General features: G+C 60.8%; 24 protein-coding genes and 1 pseudogene. 17 read left to right on the top strand and 8 right to left on the bottom strand.

Annotated features, from left to right (window positions below):
• Positions 1-3: 3 nt before the first annotated feature.
• The 3 genes from N2A98_RS25995 to N2A98_RS25985 all read left to right on the top strand — a co-directional run bounded on the left by N2A98_RS25995 (position 4) and on the right by N2A98_RS25985 (position 2,671).
• Positions 4-1,245 (top strand): heme biosynthesis protein HemY, encoded by a 1,242-nt coding sequence (locus tag N2A98_RS25995; RefSeq protein ID WP_003195384.1) that lies wholly within the window; start codon positions 4-6, stop codon positions 1,243-1,245.
• A 236-nt stretch (positions 1,246-1,481) separates the two neighbouring features.
• A complete protein-coding gene (locus tag N2A98_RS25990; protein WP_044269779.1) occupies positions 1,482-2,003 on the top strand; it encodes a disulfide bond formation protein B in 522 nt (173 codons plus the stop codon).
• Between the two features lie 209 nt (positions 2,004-2,212).
• Positions 2,213-2,671: an Rsd/AlgQ family anti-sigma factor gene (locus tag N2A98_RS25985; RefSeq protein WP_044269777.1), complete on the top strand. Its 459-nt coding sequence runs from the start codon at positions 2,213-2,215 to the stop codon at positions 2,669-2,671.
• A gap of 52 nt (positions 2,672-2,723) precedes the next feature.
• Here N2A98_RS25985 and N2A98_RS25980 read toward each other — a convergent pair whose 3' ends face one another.
• Complete coding sequence (locus N2A98_RS25980; RefSeq protein WP_047712054.1) at positions 2,724-3,401, bottom strand: FKBP-type peptidyl-prolyl cis-trans isomerase; 678 nt, start codon at positions 3,399-3,401, stop codon at positions 2,724-2,726.
• 192 nt (positions 3,402-3,593) lie between these two features.
• Between N2A98_RS25980 and N2A98_RS25975 the strand changes: the two genes are divergently transcribed.
• Positions 3,594-4,784, top strand: a complete 1,191-nt coding sequence (locus N2A98_RS25975) for an AlgP family protein (RefSeq protein ID WP_275622805.1) — start codon at positions 3,594-3,596, stop codon at positions 4,782-4,784.
• Here N2A98_RS25975 and N2A98_RS25970 read toward each other — a convergent pair.
• A complete protein-coding gene (locus N2A98_RS25970) occupies positions 4,781-5,245 on the bottom strand; it encodes a TIGR02444 family protein (RefSeq protein WP_044269772.1) in 465 nt (154 codons plus the stop codon). The two genes, N2A98_RS25975 and N2A98_RS25970, sit on opposite strands and share 4 nt — an antisense overlap.
• 50 nt (positions 5,246-5,295) lie before the next feature.
• Here N2A98_RS25970 and N2A98_RS25965 point away from each other — a divergent pair, with 50 nt between their 5' ends.
• The 6 genes and pseudogenes from N2A98_RS25965 to N2A98_RS25940 all read left to right on the top strand — a co-directional run.
• The gene (locus N2A98_RS25965; protein ID WP_275622804.1) at positions 5,296-7,206 is read left to right on the top strand and encodes an ATP-binding cassette domain-containing protein; all 1,911 of its coding nucleotides are present in this window, start codon (positions 5,296-5,298) and stop codon (positions 7,204-7,206) included.
• Complete coding sequence (locus tag N2A98_RS25960; RefSeq protein ID WP_003195372.1) at positions 7,206-7,772, top strand: mechanosensitive ion channel family protein; 567 nt, start codon at positions 7,206-7,208, stop codon at positions 7,770-7,772. Before N2A98_RS25965 ends, N2A98_RS25960 begins: the two co-directional genes overlap by 1 nt.
• Positions 7,773-7,941: 169 nt before the next feature.
• Positions 7,942-8,574, top strand: a complete 633-nt coding sequence (locus N2A98_RS25955; protein WP_003195369.1) for a LysE family transporter — start codon at positions 7,942-7,944, stop codon at positions 8,572-8,574.
• 201 nt (positions 8,575-8,775) lie between these two features.
• On the top strand, positions 8,776-10,671 hold the full coding sequence (locus tag N2A98_RS25950) for an FTR1 family protein (protein WP_078804027.1): 1,896 nt from the start codon (positions 8,776-8,778) through the stop codon (positions 10,669-10,671).
• Between the two features lies 1 nt (position 10,672).
• On the top strand, positions 10,673-11,128 hold the full coding sequence (locus N2A98_RS25945) for a YaiI/YqxD family protein (protein WP_032894581.1): 456 nt from the start codon (positions 10,673-10,675) through the stop codon (positions 11,126-11,128).
• 8 nt (positions 11,129-11,136) lie between these two features.
• Positions 11,137-11,223 (top strand): annotated as a pseudogene (locus tag N2A98_RS25940) (outer membrane lipoprotein carrier protein LolA); the annotation flags it as partial.
• Between the two features lie 11 nt (positions 11,224-11,234).
• Here N2A98_RS25940 and elbB read toward each other — a convergent pair.
• Positions 11,235-11,900 (bottom strand): isoprenoid biosynthesis glyoxalase ElbB, encoded by a 666-nt coding sequence (gene elbB, locus N2A98_RS25935; protein ID WP_044269766.1) that lies wholly within the window; start codon positions 11,898-11,900, stop codon positions 11,235-11,237.
• 115 nt (positions 11,901-12,015) lie between these two features.
• Between elbB and N2A98_RS25930 the strand changes: the two genes are divergently transcribed.
• On the top strand, positions 12,016-13,251 hold the full coding sequence (locus N2A98_RS25930) for a sterol desaturase family protein (RefSeq protein ID WP_153474425.1): 1,236 nt from the start codon (positions 12,016-12,018) through the stop codon (positions 13,249-13,251).
• On the opposite strand, the gene N2A98_RS25925 is transcribed toward N2A98_RS25930, so the two are convergent.
• Entirely contained in the window at positions 13,232-13,867 is a 636-nt protein-coding gene (locus tag N2A98_RS25925; protein WP_032894585.1) for a DedA family protein, read from the bottom strand. The two genes, N2A98_RS25930 and N2A98_RS25925, sit on opposite strands and share 20 nt — an antisense overlap.
• Positions 13,868-14,075: 208 nt before the next feature.
• Here N2A98_RS25925 and hemB point away from each other — a divergent pair, with 208 nt between their 5' ends.
• The gene (gene hemB / locus N2A98_RS25920) at positions 14,076-15,089 is read left to right on the top strand and encodes a porphobilinogen synthase (RefSeq protein WP_032894586.1); all 1,014 of its coding nucleotides are present in this window, start codon (positions 14,076-14,078) and stop codon (positions 15,087-15,089) included.
• Between the two features lie 18 nt (positions 15,090-15,107).
• Positions 15,108-17,330 (top strand): polyphosphate kinase 1, encoded by a 2,223-nt coding sequence (gene ppk1 / locus N2A98_RS25915; protein WP_032894587.1) that lies wholly within the window; start codon positions 15,108-15,110, stop codon positions 17,328-17,330.
• 128 nt (positions 17,331-17,458) lie between these two features.
• Here ppk1 and ppx read toward each other — a convergent pair whose 3' ends face one another.
• Positions 17,459-18,961, bottom strand: a complete 1,503-nt coding sequence (gene ppx / locus N2A98_RS25910) for an exopolyphosphatase (protein WP_044269760.1) — start codon at positions 18,959-18,961, stop codon at positions 17,459-17,461.
• Positions 18,962-19,441: 480 nt separating this feature from the next.
• Here ppx and N2A98_RS25905 point away from each other — a divergent pair, with 480 nt between their 5' ends.
• From N2A98_RS25905 to N2A98_RS25890, 4 genes are all read left to right on the top strand, one after another.
• On the top strand, positions 19,442-20,089 hold the full coding sequence (locus tag N2A98_RS25905; RefSeq protein ID WP_078467842.1) for a DUF1120 domain-containing protein: 648 nt from the start codon (positions 19,442-19,444) through the stop codon (positions 20,087-20,089).
• Between the two features lie 176 nt (positions 20,090-20,265).
• Entirely contained in the window at positions 20,266-20,895 is a 630-nt protein-coding gene (locus N2A98_RS25900; RefSeq protein WP_047712271.1) for a fimbria/pilus chaperone family protein, read from the top strand.
• Between the two features lie 7 nt (positions 20,896-20,902).
• Positions 20,903-23,401: a fimbria/pilus outer membrane usher protein gene (locus N2A98_RS25895; protein WP_234454756.1), complete on the top strand. Its 2,499-nt coding sequence runs from the start codon at positions 20,903-20,905 to the stop codon at positions 23,399-23,401.
• 31 nt (positions 23,402-23,432) lie between these two features.
• On the top strand, positions 23,433-23,942 hold the full coding sequence (locus tag N2A98_RS25890) for a hypothetical protein (protein WP_275622803.1): 510 nt from the start codon (positions 23,433-23,435) through the stop codon (positions 23,940-23,942).
• Here N2A98_RS25890 and N2A98_RS25885 read toward each other — a convergent pair.
• The 3 genes from N2A98_RS25885 to N2A98_RS25875 are packed head-to-tail and all read right to left on the bottom strand — an operon-like array spanning position 23,914 to position 25,953.
• A complete protein-coding gene (locus N2A98_RS25885; RefSeq protein WP_275622802.1) occupies positions 23,914-24,651 on the bottom strand; it encodes an amino acid ABC transporter ATP-binding protein in 738 nt (245 codons plus the stop codon). The two genes, N2A98_RS25890 and N2A98_RS25885, sit on opposite strands and share 29 nt — an antisense overlap.
• Positions 24,638-25,288, bottom strand: coding sequence for an amino acid ABC transporter permease (locus tag N2A98_RS25880; protein ID WP_275622801.1), 651 nt, complete (start codon positions 25,286-25,288; stop codon positions 24,638-24,640). The genes N2A98_RS25885 and N2A98_RS25880 overlap by 14 nt, the downstream gene beginning before the upstream one ends.
• A complete protein-coding gene (locus N2A98_RS25875) occupies positions 25,285-25,953 on the bottom strand; it encodes an amino acid ABC transporter permease (RefSeq protein ID WP_017736949.1) in 669 nt (222 codons plus the stop codon). The genes N2A98_RS25880 and N2A98_RS25875 overlap by 4 nt, the downstream gene beginning before the upstream one ends.
• Positions 25,954-25,966 lie beyond the last annotated feature (13 nt).

Raw genomic sequence — 25,966 nt, 5'->3', positions numbered from 1 at the left:
CTGATGAAGCGTTTCTATGTGATCCTGGTGCTCGCAATTGCGCTCGCCCTGGCCCTGGGCGTGGGCATTTCGAAGCACACCGGCTACGTGTTGATTACCTATCCTCACTTGCTGCATTACGAATCAAGCCTGTGGGCGACATTGGTGGCGCTGTTCGCCATTGGCCTGGCGATTTACCTGATTCGTGTGTTGTGGAGCCTGGTCACCACATCCGGTGGCGTGGTCAACCCTTGGTCACGACGCAACCGCAGCCGTCGTGTGCAGATTGCTATCGAGCAAGGCCAGATGGACCTCGCAGAGGGCCGCTGGGCCAGCGCCGAACGCCACCTGCACCGCGCCGCCGAAGCAGAGCGTCAACCTTTGCTGTATTACATCGGCGCGGCCCGTGCGGCGAATGAGCAGGGTCGTTATGAGGAATCCGACGGTTTGCTGGAGCGCGCGCTGGAGCGCCAGCCCCAGGCCGAACTGGCCATTGCACTGAGCCATGCGCAATTGCAGATGGATCGTGGCGATACGGAAGGCGCTCTGGTCACCCTTCAGGCGATGCATGAGCGTCATCCGCATAACGCGCAAGTGCTGCGACAGTTGCAACGCCTGCATCAGCAGCGTGGCGATTGGTCGTCGGTGATTCGCCTGCTGCCGGAACTGCGCAAGGACAAAGTCTTGCCCGCCAATGAGCTGGCCGAGCTGGAGCGACGCGCGTGGGGCGAGAACCTGAGCCTGGCGGCCCAGCGTGAAGAGCAAGGCGAGGCGGGGTTGCAGTCCTTGGAGCGCGCATGGGAGCAACTGACCGCTGCCCAGCGCCAACAGCCACAACTGGTATTGGCGTATGCCGACCAACTGCGTCGATTGGGCGCCGATGCCAAGGCCGAAGAAGTGCTGCGTGGTGCGCTCAAGCGCGGTTACGACAGTCACTTGATCCGGCTGTATGGCCTGCTGCGCGGCAGTGACCCTGCGCGTCAATTGAAGTTTGCCGAAGGCTGGCTCAAGGACCATCCAGGCGATGCCAGCCTGCTGTTGACGTTGGGCCGTCTGTGCCTGCAAAACAGTCTCTGGGGCAAGGCGCGCGATTATCTGGAAAGCAGCCTGCAAGTACAGCGCAATCCCGAAGCCTGCGCCGAACTGGCTCGCCTGCTGGCCCAGTTGGGCGACACCGAGCGCAGCAACCAGCTGTTTCAGGAGGGCTTGGGCTTGCTGGACAATCGTCTGCTGTCCTCGCCGCTGCCGGTGCCTGCGCGAGTTTGAAGTAGGAAAGGGTGAGTGGATTGGCTCGGACCGATCCTCTCCCCGATCCTTCAAACCCTGCAAACACTCGGTTTAACTGGCCTTGTTGCTAATTCCTACTTGTTGTAACTGAATTTCCTCGGGCTCGTGGCGGGATGTCCTTATGTTTTCGAGGAAATGTCTGCTCTAGGGCGTATTGAAAGGGGTCGGGCCTTTCCTCTACCGTAGCGACCTATCTCTTGCAGTGCGGATAAACAATGTCTTTGGCCCCTTTACGCTCTTTGTTTTTCCTGGCGTTCATGGCGGGTGCGCTGACGTTGGGCGCGTCTTTCTACCTTCAATACGGCGCGCTGCTACGACCGTGTTTTCTATGCCAGGTACAGCGCCTGTTCCTCGCGTCTTTTGCATTGATCAACCTGATTGCCGTGCTTCACAAGCCTGGGCGTTCCGGCCTTTGCCTTTACGGGCTGGCGAGTATGGGCTGTGCGTTGCTGGGCGCCATCACCGCAGGCCGGCAAGTGCTGTTGCAGAACAGGCCGGCAAGTCAGGTGGGGGATTGCTGGCCCAGTCTGCAGCACATGCTTGAAAACCTGTCCGTCTGGCAGGCAATGCGCTCGGTGTTCAATGGCACGGTCGATTGTGTCGAAATCAACTGGACGCTCTTTGACCTGAGCCTGCCTGAGTGGAGCCTGTTGTTCTTCGTGGCGATGCTGATCCTAGGGCTCATGCAGGTGTCACGGTTGTTGTTCGGCAGGCATTTTCGCCTCGCAACGCCTTGAATACGGGACCCAGGTTGTAGGAGCGGATTAAACACTTGTATGAACATTCTCTCCTGCGTACCTTGAAGCCATAGTCATGCGGGCATAATCTGGCCCGCACGCGTTATCCAAACCGCTTGTCAGACGCGGCCTTGTCCGTCTGCTGCTTCATCCTTGAAGTGTTGCGCAGGTACAGAGCTGCGGCGCCCCAATAGGGAAGAGAGATCATCATGTTGGAACGTTGTCAGAATGCTCAGGAACGCTGGGGTGGTGTGCACAAGCTGATAGACAGCTGGTTGCAGGCACGTCACGAACTGGTTGGAGCCTTTGATGCTCTCGGCGCCAAGCCCGAAGCGTTGGGTGAGAATCGCGAAACATTGCAAGATTTTTGCGGTGTGCTGGTGGACTACGTGTCTGCCGGCCATTTCGGCGTTTACGAGCAACTGACCAAGGAGGCCGAAGCCTTCGATGATCAGCGTGGACTGGAGTTGGCCGAGACGATTTATCCGCGCATCGATGTGATTACTGAAAAGCTGCTGGCGTTCACCGACCTGTGTGATGCCGGGAAATGTGTTGCGGAAAAATTCAAAGAATTGGGCGCGCTGTTGCATGAGCGTTTCGAGCTGGAAGATTGCTTGATCGAAGTGCTGCACAACGCTCACAAAGAAGAACCCGCCACCCAGGCTTGAACCTGATGGCGAGATAAAAAACGGTGCGCATGTCGCACCGTTTTTTTATGGGTCAGTGGCGAGTGCCGAGCAGTTCGATCTCGAATACCAGCGGCGTATAGGGTGGGATCAACTCACCTGCGCCGTCTGCGCCATAGGCCTGTGCCGAAGGAATCACCAGGCGCCATTTCGCACCCACCGGCATCTGTTGCAATGCACTGCTCCAGCCGCTGATCACACTGTCCAGGCGAAACCATTGCGGTTGCGTACTTTTGTCGAAGACAGTCCCGTCAGGTAGTCGGCCCACGTATTTCACCTGTACTTCATCGCTGGCCGACGGCTTGTTGCCCGTGCCCTTTGCCAGCTCGGTGAGCAGGATGCCGTCGGCTAGTTGACGAACGCCGGCGGCGGCTTTTTCCCGAGTGAGAAATTGCTGCTCGGCAGCGAGTGCTTTTTCGCTTTGCGGCAGTTGGGCGTCGGCGGCATTCTGCGCTTCATGTTGGGCGAGGATCTGTTCAATGCGCGCGTTATCCAGCGCCAGTGGTTTGCCTTGGTAGGCTTGTTTGAGTCCATCGAGCAGGGCCTGTATCTGCAGGTCGGGGACTTCCTGGCGCAATCGTTCGCCAAGGCTTGCGCCCAGGCTATAGGCAAGGTCGTGCGGGGCTACGGCGGTGGTGTTTGACGAGGGCTGCTCGCTTGCATCGGCCACGCAGATCGCCAAGCCGAACACTAGAAAAAGGTAACGCGACATGGGCATTCTCCCGGCGAAAGTGCGACGGATTATGCCAGTGCGAGTGCGTAAAAAGTGGCGCGGTTTTCCGTTATATCGATAAGAATTTTCGCACGGTGCAACGCAAGGCAAAGGATACTGTCAACATGCCCTAGCGGCGGTAAGAGCAGAGGGCTAGTATGAGCCGCACCCACGTCAGCCAGGAGGTAAACCATGTCGGCCAAACAGAAGCCTGTAAATACCCCGTTGCACTTGCTCCAACAACTTTCGGGCAGCCTGCTCGAACATCTGGAAAGCGCGTGCTCCCAAGCCTTGGCTGATGCAGAAAAACTGCTCGCCAAACTGGAAAAGCAACGCGGTAAAGCGCAAGAAAAACTGCACAAGTCCCGTACCAAACTGCAAGACGCTGCCACTGCCGGCAAGTCCAAGGCCCAAGCCAAAGCCAAAGGCGCGGTCAAAGAACTTGAAGAGCTGCTGGATGCTCTCAAGGATCGCCAAGCCGAAACCCGCAGCTACATTTCCCAACTCAAAAAAGACGCTCAAGAAAGCCTGAAACTGGCTCAGGGCGTTGGCCGTGTGAAGGAAGCCGTAGCTAAAGCACTGGGTGCTCGTACGCCTGCAAAAGTAGCCGCTAAGCCAGTCGCTAAAACCGCTGCTTCCAAACCAACCGCCAAACCAGCTGCTAAAGCCACTGCTGCCAAAGCAGCGGCGAAGCCAGTTGCTAAAACTGCTGCTGCCAAACCAGCCGCTAAGCCAGCTGCTAAAACCGCAGCTGCCAAACCAGCTGCCAAGCCAGTCGCTAAAACTGCTGCTGCCAAACCAGCCGCTAAGCCAGCTGCTAAAACTGCTGCTGCCAAACCAGCCGCGAAGCCAGCCGCTAAAACTGCTGCTGCCAAACCAGCCGCGAAGCCAGCTACTAAAACTGCTGCTGCCAAACCAGCTGCCAAGCCAGCCGCTAAAACTGCTGCCGCCAAACCAGCTGCCAAGCCAGCCGCTAAACCTGCTGCTGCCAAACTAGCTGCGAAGCCAGCTGCTAAAACTGCTGCCGCCAAACCAGCTGCCAAGCCAGTCGCTAAAACCGCTGCCACCAAACCAGCTGCCAAGCCAGTCGCTAAAACCGCTGCTGCCAAACCAGCCGCGAAGCCAGCCGCTAAACCTGCTGCTGCCAAACCAGCCGCGAAGCCAGCCGCTAAACCTGCTGCTGCCAAACCAGCCGCCAAGCCAGCCGCTAAACCTGCTGCCGCAAAACCGGCCGCGAAGCCAGCTGCCAAGCCAGCGCCCGCAAAGCCAGCCACTCCAGCAGCCCCCACTGCCACCCCGGCAGCAGCCACCGCTCCAACAGCATCGGCCAGCAGCACCCCTGCACCGGTAGCGCCAAGCACCACCCCAACCAGCGCTTCCTAAGTGTTGGTGGCCATGACGCGCAATTGCAGCAGCGCGTCGTGGTCAAGGTTGGCGGCTTCGGTCGCCAGGCCTTCAAGCCATTCTTGCTGACCCAGCACCTCATTGATCGGCCATGCCTGCACCAGCGCTTCCAAGCGCGCCAGCAGCGTTCTTTCGGCCTCCAGCTCCAGTGTCTTGACCTGCTCGCGTAGCGATGCCAATTGCGCATCCTGCTGAGCCAAGGCGCGCCATTGCACGCGCATTTGTCGCAACGGTTCGACAACCTGCACCCGCCACGGATGAGCAATCTGTTGCAATGCCTGAATGCGTTCGGGCTTGTACGCCACACCTCGTTGCTCCAGCCAAGCACCACACAACAACAGGCACACGTCTGCCCCTTGCTCCTGCAAGCGCAGGCACGCGGCCTCCACGCCCGGGCGGGCATAGGTCGAAAGGGCAAAGCTCCACAGGTCAGCGCACATATTCACACCCAAGCCAGCGGCCAACGAAGCTGGTAGACTCCGCCGCCATTATGATCCGACTTCAAAGCCTAACATTACAGCGTGGCCCGCAACGTCTTCTTGAAGACGCCGAGCTGACCCTGCACGCCGGTCACAAAGCCGGCCTGATCGGTGCCAACGGCGCCGGAAAATCCACGTTGTTCGCCCTGTTGCTGGGTGAGCTGACCCCGGATTCCGGGGACTGCCTGCTGCCGGCCGACTGGCGCATCGCCCATATGCGCCAGGAGATCGACACCCTGGACCGCATCGCCATCGACTACGTGCTCGATGGCGACCTGCGCCTGCGTCAGGTGCAACACGACCTTGCCGAAGCCGAAAAAGCCCAGGACGGTGCCGCCCAGGCGCGCCTGCACTCGGAGCTGGACAGCGCCGACGGCTACACCGCCGACGCCCGCGCTCGCAAGATGCTCGCTGGCCTTGGGTTTACCAACGAACAGATGGACCGTCCGGTCGCCGATTTCTCCGGCGGCTGGCGCATGCGCCTGAACCTGGCCCAAGCGCTGATGTGTCCGTCGGACCTGTTGCTGCTCGACGAGCCGACCAACCACTTGGACCTCGATGCGATCCTGTGGCTGGAAGACTTCCTCAAAAGTTACCAGGGCACCTTGCTGTTGATCTCCCACGACCGGGATTTCCTCGACGCCGTGGTCGATAACATCGCCCATGTCGAACAGAAGAAAATCACCCTTTACCGTGGCGGCTATACCGCGTTCGAACGCGCCCGCGCCGAGCGCCTGGCCCAGCAGCAACAGGCCTACGAGAAACAACAGGCGCAACGTGCGCACATGGAAAGCTACATCGCCAGGTTCAAGGCCCAGGCCACCAAGGCCCGCCAGGCGCAGAGCCGGATCAAGGCCCTGGAACGCATGGAAGAGCTGTCGGCGGCTCATGTCGATTCGCCGTTCGACTTTGTCTTCCGTGAGTCGGTGAAGATCTCCAGACCGCTGTTGGACCTCTCGGATGCTCGCCTGGGCTACGGCGACAAAACCATCCTGGAGAAGGTCAAGCTACAGCTCACGCCGGGCGCCCGCATCGGTTTGCTCGGCCCGAACGGCGCCGGCAAGTCGACACTGATCAAGAACCTCTCGGGTGAGCTTGAGCCGCTGGCCGGCCGCCTCACCCGGGGCGAGAACACGGTGGTGGGTTACTTCGCCCAGCACCAACTGGACTCGCTGGACGCCAAGGCCAGCCCGCTGTTGCACTTGCAACGCCTGGCGCCGACCGAGCGCGAGCAGACCCTGCGCGACTTCCTCGGCGGTTTCGACTTCCGTGGCGCGCGCATCGACGAGCCCGTGCTGAACTTCTCCGGTGGCGAAAAAGCCCGCCTGGCCCTGGCCCTGATCGCGTGGGACCGTCCCAACCTGCTGTTGCTCGACGAACCGACCAACCACCTGGACCTGGAGATGCGCCTGGCGCTGACCATGGCCCTGCAGGAATTCAGCGGTGCGGTATTGGTGGTGTCTCACGACCGTCATCTGCTCAAGAGCACTACCGACAACTTCCTGCTGGTGGCCGACGGCAAGGTCGAAGAGTTCGACGGCGACCTGGACGACTACGCGCGCTGGCTGACCGAATACCGCCTGCGCAACGCGCCGGCCAGCAACACGCCGGTCAACCCGGACAAAACCGACAAGAAAGCCCAGCGCCAGGCCGCCGCCGCGCTGCGCCAGCAGTTGGCACCGCACAAGCGCGAAGCCGACAAGCTGGAAGCCGAACTGGGCAAGGTGCATGAGCGCCTGGCCAAGATCGAAGCCAGCCTGGGCGACAGCGCTGTGTACGAGGCGGCGCGCAAGGACGAGCTGCGTGACTTGCTGGCCGAACAGGCCAAGCTCAAGGTGCGCGAGGGGCAATTGGAGGAAACCTGGATGGAGGCCCTCGAGTTGCTCGAAACCCTGCAAGCGCAGCTGGAGGCGCTGTCCTGATGGAGGCGTTGCAATTACCGGTACCGGTGCAATGGATCGAGCCCATCTGGATCGGCGTGCAAATCCTGCTGATCCTGCTGGCCGGCTACCTGGCCCAGCGCTTTGTCGCCAAGGGCCTTACGCGCCTGGGTGAGCGCTACCCGTTCCCGCCGCAATTGCTGATGCCCCTGCGCGGCGGCTTGCGCTGGCTGATCATGGGCAGTGCGTTGATCTTTGTGTTGGGCCGCCTGGGTGTGTCTGCCACGGTGTTGTGGACGGCCCTGTCGGGGTTTGTCGCGGTGGCGGCCGTGGCGTTCTTCGCCATGTGGTCGGTGCTGTCCAACCTGCTGTGCGCGATCCTGATCTTTACCGTCGGGCCGTTTCGCTTGGGTGATATCGTCGAGTTGGTGGACACCGTCGACAAGCCGGGCGTGAAGGGCCGGGTCGTGGCGATCAACTTGCTCTACACCACGCTGATCGAAGTCGAGGAAGCCGGGACCAACAGCGCGATGGTGCAGGTGCCCAATAGCCTGTTCTTCCAGCGCTCGGTACGCCGTTGGCCCGGCTCTGGCACCAACATCCTGTAGGCGCGAGCTTGCTCGCGAAGACCGTTAACGATAACGCAGCGCTAGCAGTCAGCCTGCATCGCCTGTGCATTTTTCGCGAGCAAGCTCGCTCCTACAGAAATCTATAGCCAGCCTTTGGTCGCTGGAGTTAGCTTAAGGCACAACCGCTAACTCCCTTACGAGGTGTGCAATGGCTCTCGATACATGGCTGGCCTTTTTCCTGGCCAGTTGGATCATCTCCCTTTCCCCTGGCGCCGGTGCCATCGCCTCGATGTCCAGCGGCCTGCAATACGGTTTTGTACGTGGCTACTGGAACGCCATCGGCTTGCAGTTGGGCCTGGCGATGCAGATTGCCGTTGTGGCCGGCGGTTTGGGGGCCATTCTGGCGGCCTCGTCTACCGCGTTCTATGCGATCAAATGGTTTGGCGTGGCCTACCTCGTGTACCTGGCCATCAAGCAATGGCGCGCCTTGCCCATGGACATGACCGACGACGCCGCCGTACGCCCGATCGGCAAGCCGATGGCGATGATGTTCCGGGGCTTTCTGGTCAACGCCAGCAACCCCAAGGCGCTGGTATTCATGCTGGCGGTGCTGCCGCAGTTCGTGAACCCGCAGGCGCCGTTGTTGGTCCAGTACCTGATCCTCGGTGCGACCATGATCAGCGTCGATATGATCGTGATGGCGGGCTACACAGGGTTGGCGTCGAAAGTCTTGCGCCTGTTGCGTACACCCAAACAACAGAAGCGCGTAAACCGCACCTTTGCTGGGTTGTTTGTCGGCGCTGCCGGTTTCCTCGCCAGCCTGCATCGCGCCACGGCCTGACCAAGCGACTGGAGCAAAAATGTGGGAGCGGGCTTGCTCGCGAATGCGGAGTGTCAGTTGATACATTCATCACTGAACCACCGCATTCGCGAGCAAGCCCGCTCCCACATTGGTTTTATGGCGATATGAAATAACACCTTGAGTCGAATCCATTAAAGCTCAACAATAGTGTTACTTCGTATTTCCACTTGAGATTCATTCATGACCGCCCCTTTCCGCTTTCTCGCCTGGCTGCTGTTGCCGGCGTTGCTGTCGTGCAGCTTCAATCTGTTGGCCGCGACCGCCGAGGGCGCGCCGCAAGCCCTGCATTTGCTCGACTACATTGGCGCCGACTACCCACCGACGGTGGAGGCGGGCAAGGTGGTGGATGACTCGGAATACCGCGAACAAGTGGAGTTTCTCGGGGTATTGCAGGGGCTGGTGGCGGATTTGCCAGACAAGCCCGAGCGTGCCGAGCTGATAAAGGGCGTCGATGAACTGCTGGCCGCGGTCACTGCCCATCAGGACGGTGCAAGCGTTGCCCGCCAGGCCCGTCAATTGGGCGCCAAGCTGGCCGTGGCGTATGAAGTCAGCCAGGCCCCGGCCATCACGCCGGACCCGACGCGCGGCGCGCCGCTCTATGCCCAGCATTGTTCCGTGTGCCACGGCACAGCAGGTGCCGGCGATGGCCCCGCAGGCATGGGCATGACCCCACCACCCGCTAACCTGCGCGATGCCACGCGCCTGGATCGCCTGAGCCTCTACGCGATCTACAACACCCTCGGCCTGGGCGTCGAAGGCACTGACATGCCGTCGTTCGCTGACCAACTGGACGACCGCCAGCGCTGGGACCTGGCCACCTACATCGCCGGCTTCACGGCCGACCCGGCCGCCGCCAAAGGCGAGCAGACGTTCAACCTGGCCGACCTGGCCCGCCAGACCCCCAATGAAGTGCTCGCCGCTGATGGCCCTGGCGCTGCGGCGACATTCCGCGCCCAGCGTGCGCAGCCGCCGCAGGTTCAGCGTGGCCCCGCGCAGTTGCTCGACTACACCGCCGGCACCCTGGACAAGAGCCTCGCGGCCTTCCGCAACGGCGACCACGAGCAGGCTTACGATCTGTCCGTCGCGGCTTACCTGGAAGGCTTCGAGCTGGTGGAAAGCTCCCTGGATAACGTCGATGCCAATGTGCGCAAAGACACCGAGAAGGCGCTGATGGCCTATCGGCAATCGTTGCAGGACGGTTTGCCTATCGAGCAGGTGCAGCAGCGCCTGGATGTGGCCAAGGGCAAACTCACTGAATCCGCTGGCTTGCTCGGCGGCGATGGCCTGAGCTGGTCGTTGAGCTATATCTCCGGCCTGCTGATCCTGCTGCGTGAAGGCCTGGAAGCGATTCTGGTGCTGGCAGCAATCCTCGCCTTCCTGCGTAACACCGGCCAGCAATCGGCGGTGCGCAGTGTCAACGTCGGCTGGGGCCTGGCGCTGTTGGCAGGCTTGGCCACCTGGGCCTTGGCGGCCTATGTCATCGACGTCAGCGGTGCCCAGCGAGAATTGCTCGAAGGCTGCACGGCGCTGTTCGCCAGTGTGATGGTGCTGTGGCTCGGCGTGTGGATGCACGACCGGCGTCACGCGGCGGCCTGGCAGGACTACATCAAGAGCAGCCTGGTGGGCGGCGGTGGGCGTTTCGGTTTTGCCGTGCTGGCGTTCTTCTCGGTGTACCGCGAACTGTTCGAAGTGATCCTGTTCTACGAAACCCTGTGGCTGCAGGCCGGCCCTGCCGGGCACAACGCGGTGCTGGCCGGTGGTGCCACGGCGCTGGTGCTGCTGGTGGGCCTGGCCTGGGTGATCCTGCGCGGTTCGGCGAAGCTGCCGCTGGCGCTGTTCTTCGGCATCAACGCCGCGTTGCTGTGTGCGCTGTCGGTGGTGTTCGCCGGGCACGGTGTGAAGGCCTTGCAGGAAGCGGGCATCTTCGGCACGCGGCCGGTGGCGTTCTTTGACTTCGATTGGCTGGGCATTCACGCCGATGCGTACTCGCTGGGGGCGCAGGCCGTGGCGATTCTGGCGATTGTGGTGCTGTATGGCCGTAGTCGCCTGAGCGAAAAGCGCCGGGTGGCGGCGTAGCATGCGGGTGTGGATCGACGCCGACGCCTGCCCTCGGGCGGCCAAGGACCAAGTGGTGAAATTCGCCCTAAAGCGCCAGTTTGAGGTGGTGCTGGTGGCAGGGCAAAGCCAGATCAAACCGAGCTTTGCCTGTGTGAAGTTGATTGTGGTGCCCAGCGGGCCGGATGCCGCCGATGATTACCTGGTGGAGCATGCCGTGCCCGGCGAACTGGTGATTTGCAGCGACGTGCCCTTGGCCGACCGCCTGGTAAAGAAGGGGGTCACGGCCCTTGACCCGCGTGGCAAGGAATTCAGCCCGGCGAACATGAGCGAGCGGTTGGCGGTGCGTAACCTGTTTACCGACCTGCGCGAGCAAGGCCAGATGGGCGGCGGCCCACCGCCCCACGGCGAAAAGGACAAGCAGGCGTTTGCCAATGCACTGGACCGTATCCTCACCCGCTTGATGAAGCCTCTGTAGGAGCGAGCTTGCTCGCGAAAAACGTCAACGATAACGCGGGCACTCTGGATGAACGCGGCGCTCTCAGGTTCTTCGCGAGCAAGCTCGCTCCTACAGAAAGAGGGCGTCAGTCGTTCTCGTGGGTCAATTCCAATACCCGATCCACCAGCTTGTTGATGCCGGACGCCACCTCGCTGATGTTCTTGCCCAGCATATAGGCCGGCGTACTTACCAGCTTGCGCGCCGGGTCCTCGACGATGTCCTCCACCGTGCATTCGACGTGGGTGGCGCCCATCTTGTCCAGGGCTGCGGCGGTGTCGGCATCGTTACCGATGGTGCAAGTCACGCCAGGGCCGTAGATCTTGGCGGCCAGGGCCGGCGAGATGCAGATCAACCCCACCGGCTTGCCCGCTTCGGCAAAGGCTTCAGCCAGCGCCAGCACCTGCGGGTTGATGCTGCAGCCGGCGCCTTCCACGGCAAAGTTCGACAGGTTCTTGGCCGCGCCAAAACCGCCCGGCACGATCAGCGCGTCAAAGTCTGCGGCATTGGCTTGGCCAATATCCTTCACAGCGCCGCGGGCGATGCGCGCCGATTCCACCAGCACATTGCGCGACTCGGGCATTTCTTCGCCCGTGAGGTGGTTGATCACGTGCAACTGCGCAACGTCGGGTGCAAAGCATTCCACTTGAGCGCCGCGCTGGTCCAGGCGCAGCAGGGTGATCACGCTTTCATGGATCTCTGCGCCGTCGTACACGCCACAGCCGGAAAGGATCACTGCAATCTTTTTGCTCATGGGCATTTCTCCTGATTCATGGCGTTAAATGTCTACTAATTTGTAACCTGTTGCCAATGGGATCTCACGTCGCTGCACCTAATCTTGATGTAACAAAAATAGACCGGACTAGCCCATGGACTTTGTGCCTTACGCAGTACCGTTTTTTATTGCCCTGATTGTGGTGGAGTTGTTGGCCGACCGTTGGCGTGGCGTGCGCAACTACCGAGTGGCGGATGCCATCAACAGCCTAAGCACCGGCGTGCTGTCCACCACTACCGGCTTGCTCACCAAGGGCGTGGGCCTGCTGACCTACGCGTTCGCCCTCAAGCACCTGGCGCTGTTGGAGTTGCCAGCCCAAAACGTCTGGACCTGGGTATTCGCCTTTGTGTTCTATGACTTTTGCTACTACTGGCTGCACCGCATGGGCCATGAGCGCAACATCCTGTGGGCCGCGCATTCGGTGCATCACCAGAGCGAGGACTACAACCTCAGCACTGCCTTGCGCCAGACCAGCACCGGTTTCCTGCTGAGCTGGATCTTCTACCTGCCGCTGGCGGTGGCCGGCGTGCCGCTGGTGGTGTTTATCAGCGTGGCGTCGCTCAACCTGCTGTATCAATTCTGGGTCCATACACGCCATGTTCCCAAGCTCGGCTGGGTCGAATGGTTTTTCGTCACGCCGTCCAATCATCGGGCCCACCATGCACAGAACGCTCTCTACATGGATCGCAACTACGGCGGGGTGTTCATTATTTGGGACCGGCTGTTCGGCACCTTCCAGGAGGAAGACGACAACGAACCGGTGATTTTCGGCGTGACCACACCCCTGGCCAGCTGGAACCCGCTGTGGGCTAACCTGCAGTTTTATGCGCAGCTCTGGAGTGACGCCCGGCGCACTGAGCGTTGGTGGGACAAGCTGCGCATCTGGTTCATGCGCACCGGTTGGCGGCCGGCGGACGTCAAGGCCCAGTACCCGATGGCCAAGCCGGACCTGAGCCAGTTCCGCAAATTCGAGGTGCCGCTGGACGTGCGCCAACAGGTCTACATCGCCTTGCAGTTTGCGGCTTATGTGGGGTTTGGTAGCTATCTGATGAATTTCGGTGAGGGCTTGCCCACCTCGGCGCTGGTCCTCGGCTGGGGCACGATGGCGCTGGGGCTGTTTACTCTCGGGGTGGCGCTGGAGAATCGGCCATGGGCACTGAAGGCCGAGCTGGCACGCCTGGCGCTGAATGTGCCGTTGGTATGGCTGGCGCCGCTGGTGGGGTTGTGGCCCGCCAGCAACCTGGGCTGGCTGGGCCTGGCGAGCTACAGCCTGCTCAGTATCATCGGCCTCTACTGTTGCAGAAGCCGGCTTACTCGGTTGGCGTCTTAGGGGTTTCGACCGGGGCTGGCTCGTTGGCCAGCCGAGCCTTGGCCTCGGCACAGGCTTGGCGGGCGATGCGGGCATTCTTAAAGCGACGGCGCAGCCACAGGCCAAAGCCCAGCACCAACAAGGCGCCCAGCACCCACAGCTCGTATTTCTTGACGCTGCCGAGCATGCCTTCCAGCACCGCGCCGAAGTGATAGGCCGCCGCCCCCAGTGCCGCGGCCCAGATCGCCGCGCCAATACCGTTCAGAACCAGGTAGCGCAACGGTGGATAGCCAGACAAGCCAATCGCCACGGGCATCACCGTGCGCAAGCCGTAGACGAAGCGGAAACTCAATACCCAGATATCCGGATGCTTGCGGATATGTTCCAGTGCCTTGTCGCCCATCAATTGCCAGCGCGGCTTGCGCGCCAGCAACTTGCGGCCGTGCTTGCGCCCCATGTAGTACCAGAGCTGGTCGCCGGCGTAGCTGCCAAAAAAGGCAACGACCACCACCAGGTTGATATCCATGTAGCCACGGAACGCCAGGAAGCCTGCGAGTACAAGGATGGTCTCGCCTTCGAAGAACGTGCCGAGAAAAAGGGCAAAGTAGCCGAAGTCATGCAGAAATTGTTGAAGCATGGTCTAGGGTGCTGGCGAAATGAACGCGCAGCCTACGCCTTCACGAAGATTCATGAAAGTATCGAGATGTGTCACGAAGTGAACAATTCCTACGCAAATGACGAATGGGACTACAGGTCGCGTCGATAAGCACAACTGTCATTCATTCGTCATAATGGCCGCTTATAACTGCAACGCTCGCCCGTAAACACGGGCTCAGGAGTCTGTCGTGAGCTTTACCCCTGCCAATCGCCTGTTCCCCGCCACCCGTCTGCGTCGCAATCGTCGTGATGATTTTTCTCGTCGCCTGGTACGTGAAAATGTACTGACCACGAATGATCTGATCCTGCCGGTTTTCGTGCTTGACGGTGAAAATCGTCGGGAAGCGGTGGCGTCGATGCCGGGTGTGGAGCGTCTGACCATTGATTTGTTGCTTGAAGAAGCGGCGAATTGGGTCGAGTTGGGCATTCCGGCGCTGGCGCTGTTTCCGGTGACTCCGGCGGAACTCAAGTCCCTGGACGCCGCTGAAGCCTGGAACCCCGAAGGGATTGCCCAGCGTGCCACCCGTGCCCTGCGCGAGCGCTTCCCGGAACTGGGGGTGATCACCGACGTGGCGCTGGACCCGTTCACCACTCACGGCCAGGATGGCATTCTTGACGAAGACGGTTATGTTCAGAACGACATCACCGTCGATGCACTGGTCAAGCAGGCGTTGTCCCACGCCGCGGCAGGCGCCCAGGTGGTTGCACCGTCTGACATGATGGACGGACGCATCCAGGCGATCCGCGAAGCCCTTGAGCTGGCTGGCCACGTCAATGTACGGATCATGGCCTACTCGGCCAAATACGCCAGCGCCTACTACGGCCCATTCCGCGATGCGGTAGGCTCGGCGCTGAACCTGGGCAAGGCCAACAAGGCCTCGTACCAGATGGACCCGGCCAACAGCCAAGAGGCCCTGCACGAAGTGGCAGCCGACCTGGCCGAAGGCGCCGATATGGTGATGGTCAAGCCGGGGATGCCCTACCTGGACATTCTTTACCGGGTCAAAGAGGAATTCAAAGTGCCGACCTTTGTCTATCAGGTCAGCGGTGAATACGCCATGCACATGGCGGCAATCCAGAATGGTTGGTTGAGTGAAGGGGTGATCCTCGAATCCCTGACTGCCTTTAAACGTGCCGGCGCTGATGGCATTCTGACCTACTTCGCCGCCCGCGCCGCCCAATTGCTTAGAGAGCAACAATAGCCCTCACAGGAACACTCGATGAATACCGAAGGACTCTCAGAAGTTGCCGTAAAAGACGCTCACCCGGTGGTTGAACAAGTCGCCCAGACCCCGCCGGAGCTGGAGCCCGCACCGCCTGCGGTGGTGGCCGAAGCACCTGCGCCGGCGCCAGTGCCCGTGGTCACCAACCTGGATGACAGCAGTCTGTACATCCACCGCGAGCTGTCACAACTGCAATTCAACATCCGCGTGCTGGAGCAGGCGCTGGATGAGTCCTACCCCTTGCTGGAGCGGCTGAAATTCCTGCTGATCTTCTCCAGCAACCTGGACGAGTTCTTCGAGATCCGTGTTGCCGGCCTCAAGAAGCAGATCACCTTCGCCCGTGAACAAGCCGGTGCCGACGGCCTGCAACCGCACCAGGCCCTGGCGCGCATCAGTGAACTGGTGCACGGCCATGTGGACCGCCAGTACGCGATCCTCAACGATATCCTGCTGCCGGAACTGGAAAAGCATCAGGTTCGCTTCATTCGTCGTCGTCACTGGACCGCCAAGATCAAGACCTGGGTACGCCGTTACTTCCGGGACGAGATTTCGCCGATCATCACGCCTATCGGCCTCGACCCGACGCACCCGTTCCCCTTGCTGGTGAACAAGAGCCTCAACTTCATCGTCGAGCTTGAAGGTATCGACGCCTTTGGCCGCGACTCGGGCCTGGCGATCATCCCGGCGCCGCGTCTGTTGCCACGCATCATCAAAGTACCGGAAGAGGTGGGTGGCGCTGGCGACAACTATGTATTCCTGTCGTCGATGATCCACGCGCACGCCGATGACCTGTTCCAGGGCATGAAGGTCAAGGGCTGCTATCAGTTCCGCCTGACCCGTAACGCCGACCTGGCGCTGGACTCCGAAGACGTCGAAGACTTGGCCCGTGCCCTGCGTGGCGAGCTGTTCTCACGGCGCTACGGCGACGCGGTGCGCCTGGAAGTGGCGGACACCTGCCCCAAACACCTGTCGGACTACCTGCTCAAGCAGTTCAACCTGGCAGAGTCGGAGCTGTACCAGGTCAACGGCCCCGTGAACCTGACGCGCCTGTTCAGCATCACCGGCTTGGACAGCCACCCGGAGTTGCAATACAAGCCGTTCACCCCGCAGATCCCGAAACTTTTGCAAAACAGCGAGAACATCTTCAGCGTGGTGAGCAAGCAGGACATCCTGCTGCTGCACCCCTTCGAGTCGTTCACCCCGGTGGTTGACCTGTTGCGCCAGGCCGCCAAAGACCCGCATGTGCTGGCCGTGCGCCAGACCCTGTACCGCAGCGGCGCCAACTCGGAAATCGTCGATGCGCTGGTGGATGCGGCGCGTAACGGCAAGGAAGTCACCGCGGTGATCGAGCTGCGTGCACGTTTCGACGAAGAGTCCAACCTGCAACTGGCCAGCCGCTTGCAAGCGGCCGGTGCGGTGGTGATCTACGGCGTGGTCGGCTTCAAGACCCACGCCAAGATGATGCTGATCCTGCGCCGTGAAGCCGGTGAGATCGTGCGCTACGCCCATTTGGGTACCGGCAACTATCACGCCGGCAACGCCAAGCTCTACACCGACTACAGTTTGCTGACGTCCGACGACGCGCTGTGCGAAGACGTCGGCAAATTGTTCAGCCAGTTGATCGGCATGGGCAAGACCTTGCGCATGAAGAAACTGCTGCACGCGCCGTTCACGCTCAAGAAGGGCATGCTCGACATGATTGCCCGTGAGACCCAGTTCGCCCTTGATGGCAAACCTGCGCACATCATCGCCAAGTTCAACTCGCTGACCGACCCGAAGATCATCCGCGCGTTGTACAAGGCCAGCCAGTCCGGTGTGCGCATCGACCTGGTGGTGCGTGGCATGTGCTGCCTGCGCCCCGGCATTGTGGGCGTGTCGCATAACATCCACGTGCGCTCGATCATTGGCCGCTTCCTGGAGCACACCCGCGTGTTCTACTTCCTCAACGGTGGCGAAGAGCAGATGTTCCTCTCCAGCGCCGACTGGATGGAGCGCAACCTCGACAAGCGCGTGGAGACCTGCTTCCCGGTGGAAGGCAAGAAGTTGATCATGCGGGTCAAGAAGGAGCTGGAAAGCTACCTGACCGACAACACCCACAGCTGGAGCTTGCAGTCGGATGGGCGCTACGTGCGTAATACCCCGACCGGCAACCAGAACCCGCGCAGCGCGCAGGCGACGTTGTTGGAGAAGTTGGGTAGCCCGATTCTTGCGGTGAACTAGCTCAGGCATACGCAATTTCATGTGGGAGCGGGCTTGCTCGCGAAGGCGGTGTGTCAGTCAATGCATCTGGTGACTGACACACCGCCTTCGCGAGCAAGCCCGCTCCCACATTTGTTTTGCAGTGTGCTTTAGCGCAGGTTCAGGCTGAACCCTACGCGCGTCAGCCATTCCGCTTCCTGGGCGAAGTCCGCCTGGGTCAGCTGGTTTTCATCCAGCCAGCCTTTGGGGAACATCACTTCCAGGCTGTCGCCATCGGCGCGCAGTTTGACCTGAGGCATTTCCTGGGTGCCACGGATGTGGTGGAACAGGATTGCAAAGCGCAGCAGCGCACACAGGCGGATCAGCTTGATGCCGTCTTTACCGAACTCGGCAAACTTGTCCTTGGGAATATTGCGACGATGACCGCGCACCAACAGCGCGAGCATTTGCTGGTCTTCCCGTGAGAAACCGGCCAGGTCCGAGTGTTCGATCAGGTAGGCGCCGTGCTTGTGGTAATGGTAGTGGGCGATGTCCAGGCCCACTTCGTGCACCTTGGCTGCCCAGCCCAATAGCTCGCGCCAGACGCCGTCTTCCAGGTCCCAGTCCTCGGCCACCTGGTCAAAGGCGTGCAAGGCTTTGCGCTCCACACGGGCGGCTTGTTCCAGGTCGACGTGGTAACGCTCCATCAGCGAGCTGAGGGTGCGCTCGCGCACGTCTTCATGGTGATGACGGCCCAGCAGGTCGTAGAGCACACCTTCGCGCAGGGCGCCGTCACAGTGGTCCATGCGTTGCAGTTCGAGAGCGTCGAAGATCGCTTCGAGAATCGCCAGGCCCGCAGGGAAAATGGCGCGACGGTCGGGCTTGATGCCGTCGAAGTCGATTTTCTCTGCATCCCCCAGCTTGAACAGCTTGCGCTTGAGCCACGCCAGGCCTTCGGCGTTCACCTCGCCGGTGCCATGGCCGCCGGCTTTCAAGGCCAGGCCAATGGCACGGATGGTGCCGGACGAGCCGATGGCTTCATCCCAGGTCAGGCGGTGCAGGGCATGTTCGATGCTCATGATTTCCAGGCGCGCTGCGGTGTAGGCCTGGGCATAGCGCGCCGGGGTGATCTTGCCATCCTTGAAATAACGCTGGGTGAAACTCACGCACCCCATCTGCAGGCTTTCACGCAGCAGTGGTTCGAAACGCTGGCCGATGATGAACTCGGTGCTGCCGCCGCCAATGTCGGCCACCAGGCGTTTGCCGGGCGTATCGGCCAGGGTGTGAGACACGCCGAGGTAGATCAGGCGCGCCTCTTCACGGCCCGAGATGACTTCCACCGGATGCCCGAGGATTTCCTCGGCGCGATGGATGAACTCGTTGCGGTTGCGCGCTTCGCGCAAGGCGTTGGTGCCTACGATACGCACCGCGCCAGGGGGCATGCCGTTGATCAACTGGGCGAAACGCTTGAGGCAATCGAGCCCGCGCTGCATGGATTCTTCATTGAGCTTGCGCTCGTCGTCGATCCCGGCGGCCAGTTGCACTTTCTCGCCGAGCCGCTCAAGGATGCGGATCTCGCCGTTCTGGGCCTTGGCCACGACCATATGAAAGCTGTTGGAGCCCAGGTCGATGGCGGCGATCAAGGACAGATTCTTGGCTTGGGATTGCGGCATGGTTTGGGGATCTCGGTCGATAACCTTGCCATCGTGCCACGATCGACCGCTGACGCCAACGCGTTGTGCTTCGGTAATTGGCCCGATGTTGCCCGCGGGGAAATATCTGGGAAGTGTAGGGCGGCTTCGCGCACTTTAAGCGAATAGGTAATCCGATACTGTAAGACGTTTTAACTGTATGTCGTCGTAAGTTGCGTACGACACTGCCTACAAGTAATCGGGGTAGTAGATGATTCGGTTGCAGGTAGAGGACTACTTTGCTGGTGGAATAAAGTCGCTTCCAGACTTAATAGAGGCCACAGTAAATACCGTGTTGTCTGATTTTTTTACCAAGCACCCAGGCACCAGACTGTCAGTCGGCAATTTTGCCTGGGTGTTATTTATTTATAGTTTTGTATTACGGAAAATAAGGTGTTGGGCGATGGAGTCGCCAGAACCGAAATAAAGAACGCCTGTTAATTCCAAATGACAGGACGAACAATGAAAAAGATTATTGGATTAACCGTCGGTATGGCGTGCCTGGCTGCGGCCCTCAATGCCCAGGCAACCACCAGTGCGCAGTTGGTCGTCAGGGGCACGATTACACCGGCTGCCTGCAACCTCAGCCTGGCGGGCAGTGGCATCATCGACTACGGCACGATTCGCTCGGGTGAGTTGTCCCGCACGGCATTCAACCCGCGCGAAGAGAGGACCACTTCGCTGGTGATCAATTGCGGCACCACGCCTGCCAGGTTCGGGCTCACGTTTACCGATTTGCAAGCGGGCAGCAAGGTGACGGGCATCCTCGGCGCGGGCTTCACCGAAGCACAGAACTATGGTTTGGGTATGGTGGGCGCCCGGCGTACCGGTGGCTATTCGGTCACTCTCAGGGACCTCAGGTCGTCCGGCACGACGCTGTTTCCGATCATGCGCACCGGCCTTGGGGCCTGGTACAACAGCGATGGCAAGGTGGCCCAGTCGCCCAGCCAGTACTCCTGGCGTAATGGAGCGGCGATTACCCCTGCCGCTATCAGCCAATTGACCGGCACGCTTGCGGTGAAAGCGGTGATCAATAAGGCTCAGGATCTGGATTTAAGCCGCGACATTTCCATTGATGGGCGCGCCACGCTTGTATTGAGCTACATCTAAATAACCCAAAACAGCCGATCAAGAAACTGACCCTTTCTTATTGGCTGTTTTTCTATGGGCGCGTAATTACCAATCGTCAACGGCATGAGTGAGGGGAATACTGAGTGCGTGGGTTTTTAATAAGTTGTGCGCTGTTGTGGCATCTGTTTTTCAGTACTGTTGCCGCCGCCGACGGTATGTTGCCGGAAACGACAGTGGTGGTGCTTTATGAAGAGGACGGCGAAGCTACTCTTAGTATCAAGAACACCGATGCGGGGCCGGCGCTGCTGCATTCCGTTGTTGAGAATGTGCCTGAAGACCTGGAGCCGCTACTGATTGTCACACCGCCGGTTACCCGTGTGGAGGCAGGCGACACCCAGCTGGTGCGTTTTATCAGCACCCTGAAACAGCCGCTCAAGACCCAGCGGCTCAAGCGCGTGTCGTTCGAGGGCATACCCCAGGCGCGTGCTGCCGGTGGTGCGACCATCGGCATCACCCTGCGACAGAATTTGCCGCTGATCCTGCACCCGCAAGGCCTGCCACGGCACCACACGCCCTGGGAGTTGTTGACGTGGAAGCGCGTCGGGGACGGGCTCAGCGTCCACAACGACAGCGCCTATGTAGTGCGCCTGGCGCCGGATGTGCAACTGCTGCCACAAGGCACACTGGCGACATTGCCGCGCACTTACATTTTGCCAGGTGAGGCGTTGGTGGCGAAGGGCGAAGGTCCGTTGGGCAATGTGGCTCACGTAGAGATCCAGCCCGCCACGGTCTACGGTTTTTCGGTAGATAACTACCGAGCGCCGGTCACCACCGATGAAGGTTGATCGGTTCATGATCCCTTCGAGGCGGGGCATCGCTGGTACTGCCTGGCCCGGTCGGTCCAAGTTGTCCATCGGCTTCGCGGCGCTCTGGAGTTTGCCTGGTATCGCGACCGCACTGGAACTCGGTGAAGGGTTTGACCTGGCGGCCCTCACCACCCACGGCATAGACCCCAAGGTTGCCGATTACTTTCGCAGTGCGGCGCGCTTTCGCGAAGGTGTCCAGGTGGTGGGGTTGCGGGTCAATGGCAACCCGCTTGGGCGGGTGGATGCTCGTTTTGGTCCACAGGGGGAGTTATGTTTCACCCCTGGGTTACTGGAGAAGGCCGGGCTGGTGAAACCCGGCGCAATCCTGCAGCCAGGCGCCCGGCCAGACCAGGCCTGTCATGATTTTCTCGGCGCATTTCCAGCGACGATGGTGCGCCTGCGTCCCGGTACCGACGAAGTGGTGTTGGTGGTGCCGACCCAGGCCTTGCGCGAACCCGAGTGGGATAGCGGGGATTTTTCCCAGGGTGGCGCGGCAGCGTTGTTCAACTATGACGTGCTGGGTTACGACAGCCATTCGCGCAGCGGACCCAGCCGGTTCGTGTCGGCCCACACTGAAGCGGGTTTCAACCTCGACGATTGGATTGTCCGCAGCCGCCAGTTCTACGTGTCGGACAACGGCCAGACCCGTACCGAACACTTGCACGCTTATGCCCAGCGGGATATCGCCGCGTTGCGTTCGACGTTCCAGGCAGGCCAGCTCTCCAGTAATAACCCGCTGTTTGGCGGGATCCAACTATCGGGCGTGCAGTTCTCCCCCGATGGGCAGTCCAGAACACCCGCAGGCGGCAATCTCGCCGTGGTCGAGGGGTTGGCCCAAAGCCAATCGCGGGTCGAAATACGCCAGTCCGGTGTGTTGGTCCACAGTACGTTGGTGCCTGAAGGACCGTTCCGGCTGGCGGGCTTGCCCCTGCTCAACGCCACCAGCGACCTTGAGGTCAGCGTGATTGATGTGCGGGGCGCCAAGCGCAGTTTCGTGGTACCGGCGGCATCATTCGCGGGGGCTGCCCCGGCGGCGCCTGGTTACTATTTATCGGTGGGCGAACTGCGCAGAGCGGCGGGTGAGGAAGGGCCATCCCCGGTGATCGCCATGGCCAGTGGCACCTGGGGGCTGGGGAGCCACTCGTCTGCGGGTTTTGGCTTGTTGAGTACCGATGACTATTGGGCGGCAGGGGGCACCCTGAGCAGCGTGTTTTTCCAGCGGGTTTCTGTCAACGCACGCCATAACCTGTCCCGGGACAGCCATAAGGCCGTGTCCGGCTCACGCAGCAGCCTGTCACTGAGCAGCCCGGTCGGGGCCAATATCGACGTCAACCTCAGCGCCACCACGCAGACGCGTGGTTATCGCGAAGTCACGGAGGTGGGCCAGTCGCTCAGGGCCGATGATCTCAATTCGCACTTCAAAAACCAGTACACCGCGGGCGTGAGCTGGGCCGAACCCACGCTGGGCGTCTTTTCTTTGAATTACACCCGCAGCGCGCAATTTGGCGGGCAAACCAGCGAGCATGTGTTTGCCTCATGGAACAAGTCGTTTGGCCGGGCCGATGTGGCACTGATCGCTGACTCCCAAGTGGGCGGCTCACGGGCTCGCCGTGACGCCAACTATGCCGGTAGCCGGCGTGATCGTGCGGTAGATAACGACGTGTCCCTGCGGTTGCAGGTCAGTGTGCCCCTGGGCGGCGATCGCCGTGTGAGCAGCTACACCAGCCGCCGGGGGGAGCAATTTACCGCCGGCACTGCACTGAGCGAACGGGTCAACGAGTATGTGAACTACGAAGTGGCTGTGGAGCGTGACATGCGAGCCCGGGAGCAATCGTTGCGTGGGCAAGTGGACGTGTTGCCACGCTATGCACGAGTGGGCCTGGGCGTCAGCCGCGACCCGTTGGGTAGCAGCTACACAGGCCAGTTGCAGGGGGGCGTGGTGGCTCACGACGGCGGGCTGACCTTTTCGCCGTACAGCGTGCAGGACACGTTTGGCATCGTCTCGGTCGGCGATATCGGCTCGGCGAAAGTCGAGACGCCACAAGGCCCGGTATGGACCGACTTCAGCGGCCAGGCGGTGATCGCCGGCTTGCCGGCCTACACCAACAGCCGCGTCCAGGTACAGACCCCTTCGTTGCCCAAGCAGGTAGACCTGAAAAACGGCACCCAGGTCATTTCGGCGGGCCGAGGCTCATTCAATCACGTGGATTTTGACGTGGTGAAAGTACGCCGGATGCTGGTGACCGCCAATGATCAGCACGGCCGGCCATTGCCTCAGGGCGCCTCGGTGTTCGGCAAGGACAATCGCTTTGTCACCAGCGTGGTGGGCGAGGGCATGATTTTTCTCAACGACGTCTCCGAGTCGCAAAACCTGAGGGTTTCATTGCCCGACTCTTCCACTTGCCTGTTGCACATCGACCCCGAGGCCAAGCCCGACAATGACAAATTCTATGAAGCTGCATCGGCGGTATGCCAGGGTGGTTAAGCGTACCAGCCTGCCCTTGGCGCTCTCTTGCATGCTGCTGGCAACGCTCGATGCGCAAGCTGAAAACTGTCGGCTATCGCTGAGCCAGTCGCACATCGACTATGGCGCAATACGCCGCGATGCAGTGGTCGAAAACGCCGCTGTGGTGCTGGCCACTCGCACGTTCAACCTGACTGTGCTCTGCGTTGAGCCGGCGGCAATGGCCCTGCGTTTTGTCGCAGCGCCTGCCGATGGGCAGGGGTTTCGGTTTGGTCGTGAGGGGCGTTTTCGCTTGCATCTCAAGCATGCCCAGGTCGACGGGCGAGCTGTCGGCTGGGTGTCTGCTCAAGCACCTGATGAGTCGGCCAAAGGCCAGTTGTTACCCGGCCAGGCCTTGATTGCGCGCGCCGCAGGTGTGCCGGTGACAGGGCGGCGACTCACCGCCCAGGTCGCTATCGACACCGAACTGCCCTTCGATGCGTTGATGGTGCGCGGGGAGGCGCGCCTTGAAGGGCAGGGCAGTTTCGAACTGATCAGCCAAGCTGTTCCACCGAGCCAATGAAGTTGGCGAGCTCGACTGTTTGCGGGTTGGCGAACAACACCTTCGGGTCACCGGTTTCATGCACCTTGCCCTGGTGCATGAACACCAGCTTGTCGCCGACCTCACGGGCAAAACGCATTTCGTGAGTCACCATGATCAGGGTCATGCCGTCCTGGGCCAGTTGGCGCACCACGCTCAGCACTTCATTGACCAGTTCGGGGTCCAGGGCCGAGGTGATCTCATCGCACAGCAACACCTTGGGCGACATGGCCAGGGCGCGGGCAATGGCGACGCGCTGTTGCTGGCCGCCGGACAGGCGATCGGGAAAGGCGTCGAACTTCTCGCCCAGCCCGACCCGGTCCAGCATCTGCCTGGCCAATACGGCGGCCTTGGCCTTGGGCACTTTTTGCACCACTTGCGGCGCCAGCATCACGTTCTCGCCCACGGTCAGGTGCGGGAACAGGTTGAATTGCTGGAAGACCATGCCGACCTTTTGCCGCAGGCTGCGCAGGTCGGCGCGGGCGGCGTCGAGGTATTCGCCATCGACTTCGATGACGCCGTCGTTGATCGACTCCAGGCCATTGAGGGTGCGCAGCAAGGTGGACTTGCCCGAGCCGCTGCGGCCGATGATCGCCACCACCTGGCCTTCGTCCACCGTCAGGTCGATGCCCTTGAGTACGTGGTGATCGCCGTAATACTTATGCAGGGCAGAAATTCTAAGCAGAGGCATGCAGTCTCCTTTCCAGGTAGCGCGCACTGAGGGACAAGGGATAACAGAGCAAAAAGTAACCGAGGGCCACCAGGCCATAGACCATGAAGGGCTCAAAGGTGGCGTTGGCGAGCATGCCGCCCGTCTTGGTCAGTTCGGTGAAGCCGATGATCGAGGTCACGGCGGTGCCTTTGACCACCTGCACCGAAAAGCCCACCGTCGGCGCGACAGCAATACGCAATGCCTGTGGCAGGATCACATAGCGCAGTTGTTCAAGCGGGTTGAGGGCCAGGCTGGCCGAGGCTTCCCATTGGCCGTGGGCAATGGAGTCGACGCAGCCGCGCCATATTTCAGCCAGGTAGGCGCTGGTAAACAGGGTCAAGGCAATCGCCGCTGCCAGCCAGGGCGATATGTCCACGCCAAGCAGGGCAACGCCGAAAAACACCAAAAACAGCTGCATCAGCAGCGGCGTGCCCTGGAACAGTTCGATATAGGTGCGGGCCATATTGCGTGGGAACGCTTTGCGGCTGATGCGCAGGGTCATCACCAGTAAGCCGATCAGGCCGCCGCCCACAAACGCCACCAATGACAGCAGCAGCGTCCATTGCAGGCTGGTCAGCAGGTTGCGCACGATGTCCCAGAACGAAAAATCACTCATCGGCTGTTCCTCATGACAAACCGTCGGCCGATCCAGTTGAGCAATTGGCGAATCATCAGCGCCATGCACAGGTACACCAGGGTGGTCAGGGCATAGGTTTCAAAGGCGCGGAAATTACGCGACTGGATAAAGTTGGCGGCAAAGCTCAGCTCTTCAGTGGCGATCTGCGAACACACCGCCGAACCGAGCATCACGATGATGATCTGGCTGCTCAGGGCCGGCCACACCTTGCCCAGGGCCGGTAGCAGCACCACATGGCGGAACGCCTCGAAGCGCGTCATTGCCAGCGCCGCGGCCGCCTCCAGTTGCCCGCGTGGGATGGCCTGGATGCCCGCACGGATGATCTCGGTGGAGTACGCCCCCAGGTTAATCACCATCGCCAGCACGGCGGCTTGCCACTCGGTGATTTTCAACCCCAGGGACGGCAGGCCGAAGAAGATAAAAAACAGTTGCACCAGGAACGGCGTGTTGCGGATCAACTCGACATACACTCCAAAGAACCATGCAAACGGCTGGATCTTCCACGCCCGTACTACCGCGCCGACAGTGCCCAGGGCCACGCCGAGGATGGCGCCAATGGCCGTCAGTTCAAGGGTGAACAGCGCGCCGCGCAGGAGCAGGTCGGTATTGGCCAGCACCGGCACAAAGTCGAATTGATAGGCCATCTTTGAGCTCCGC

Source organism: Pseudomonas sp. FJ2-5-13 (assembly GCF_029201605.1).
GTDB classification, from domain to species: Bacteria; Pseudomonadota; Gammaproteobacteria; order Pseudomonadales; family Pseudomonadaceae; genus Aquipseudomonas; species Aquipseudomonas lactis.
The sequence above is the reverse complement of the archived record's forward strand: the minus strand, read 5'-3'. Positions and strand labels throughout refer to the sequence as shown.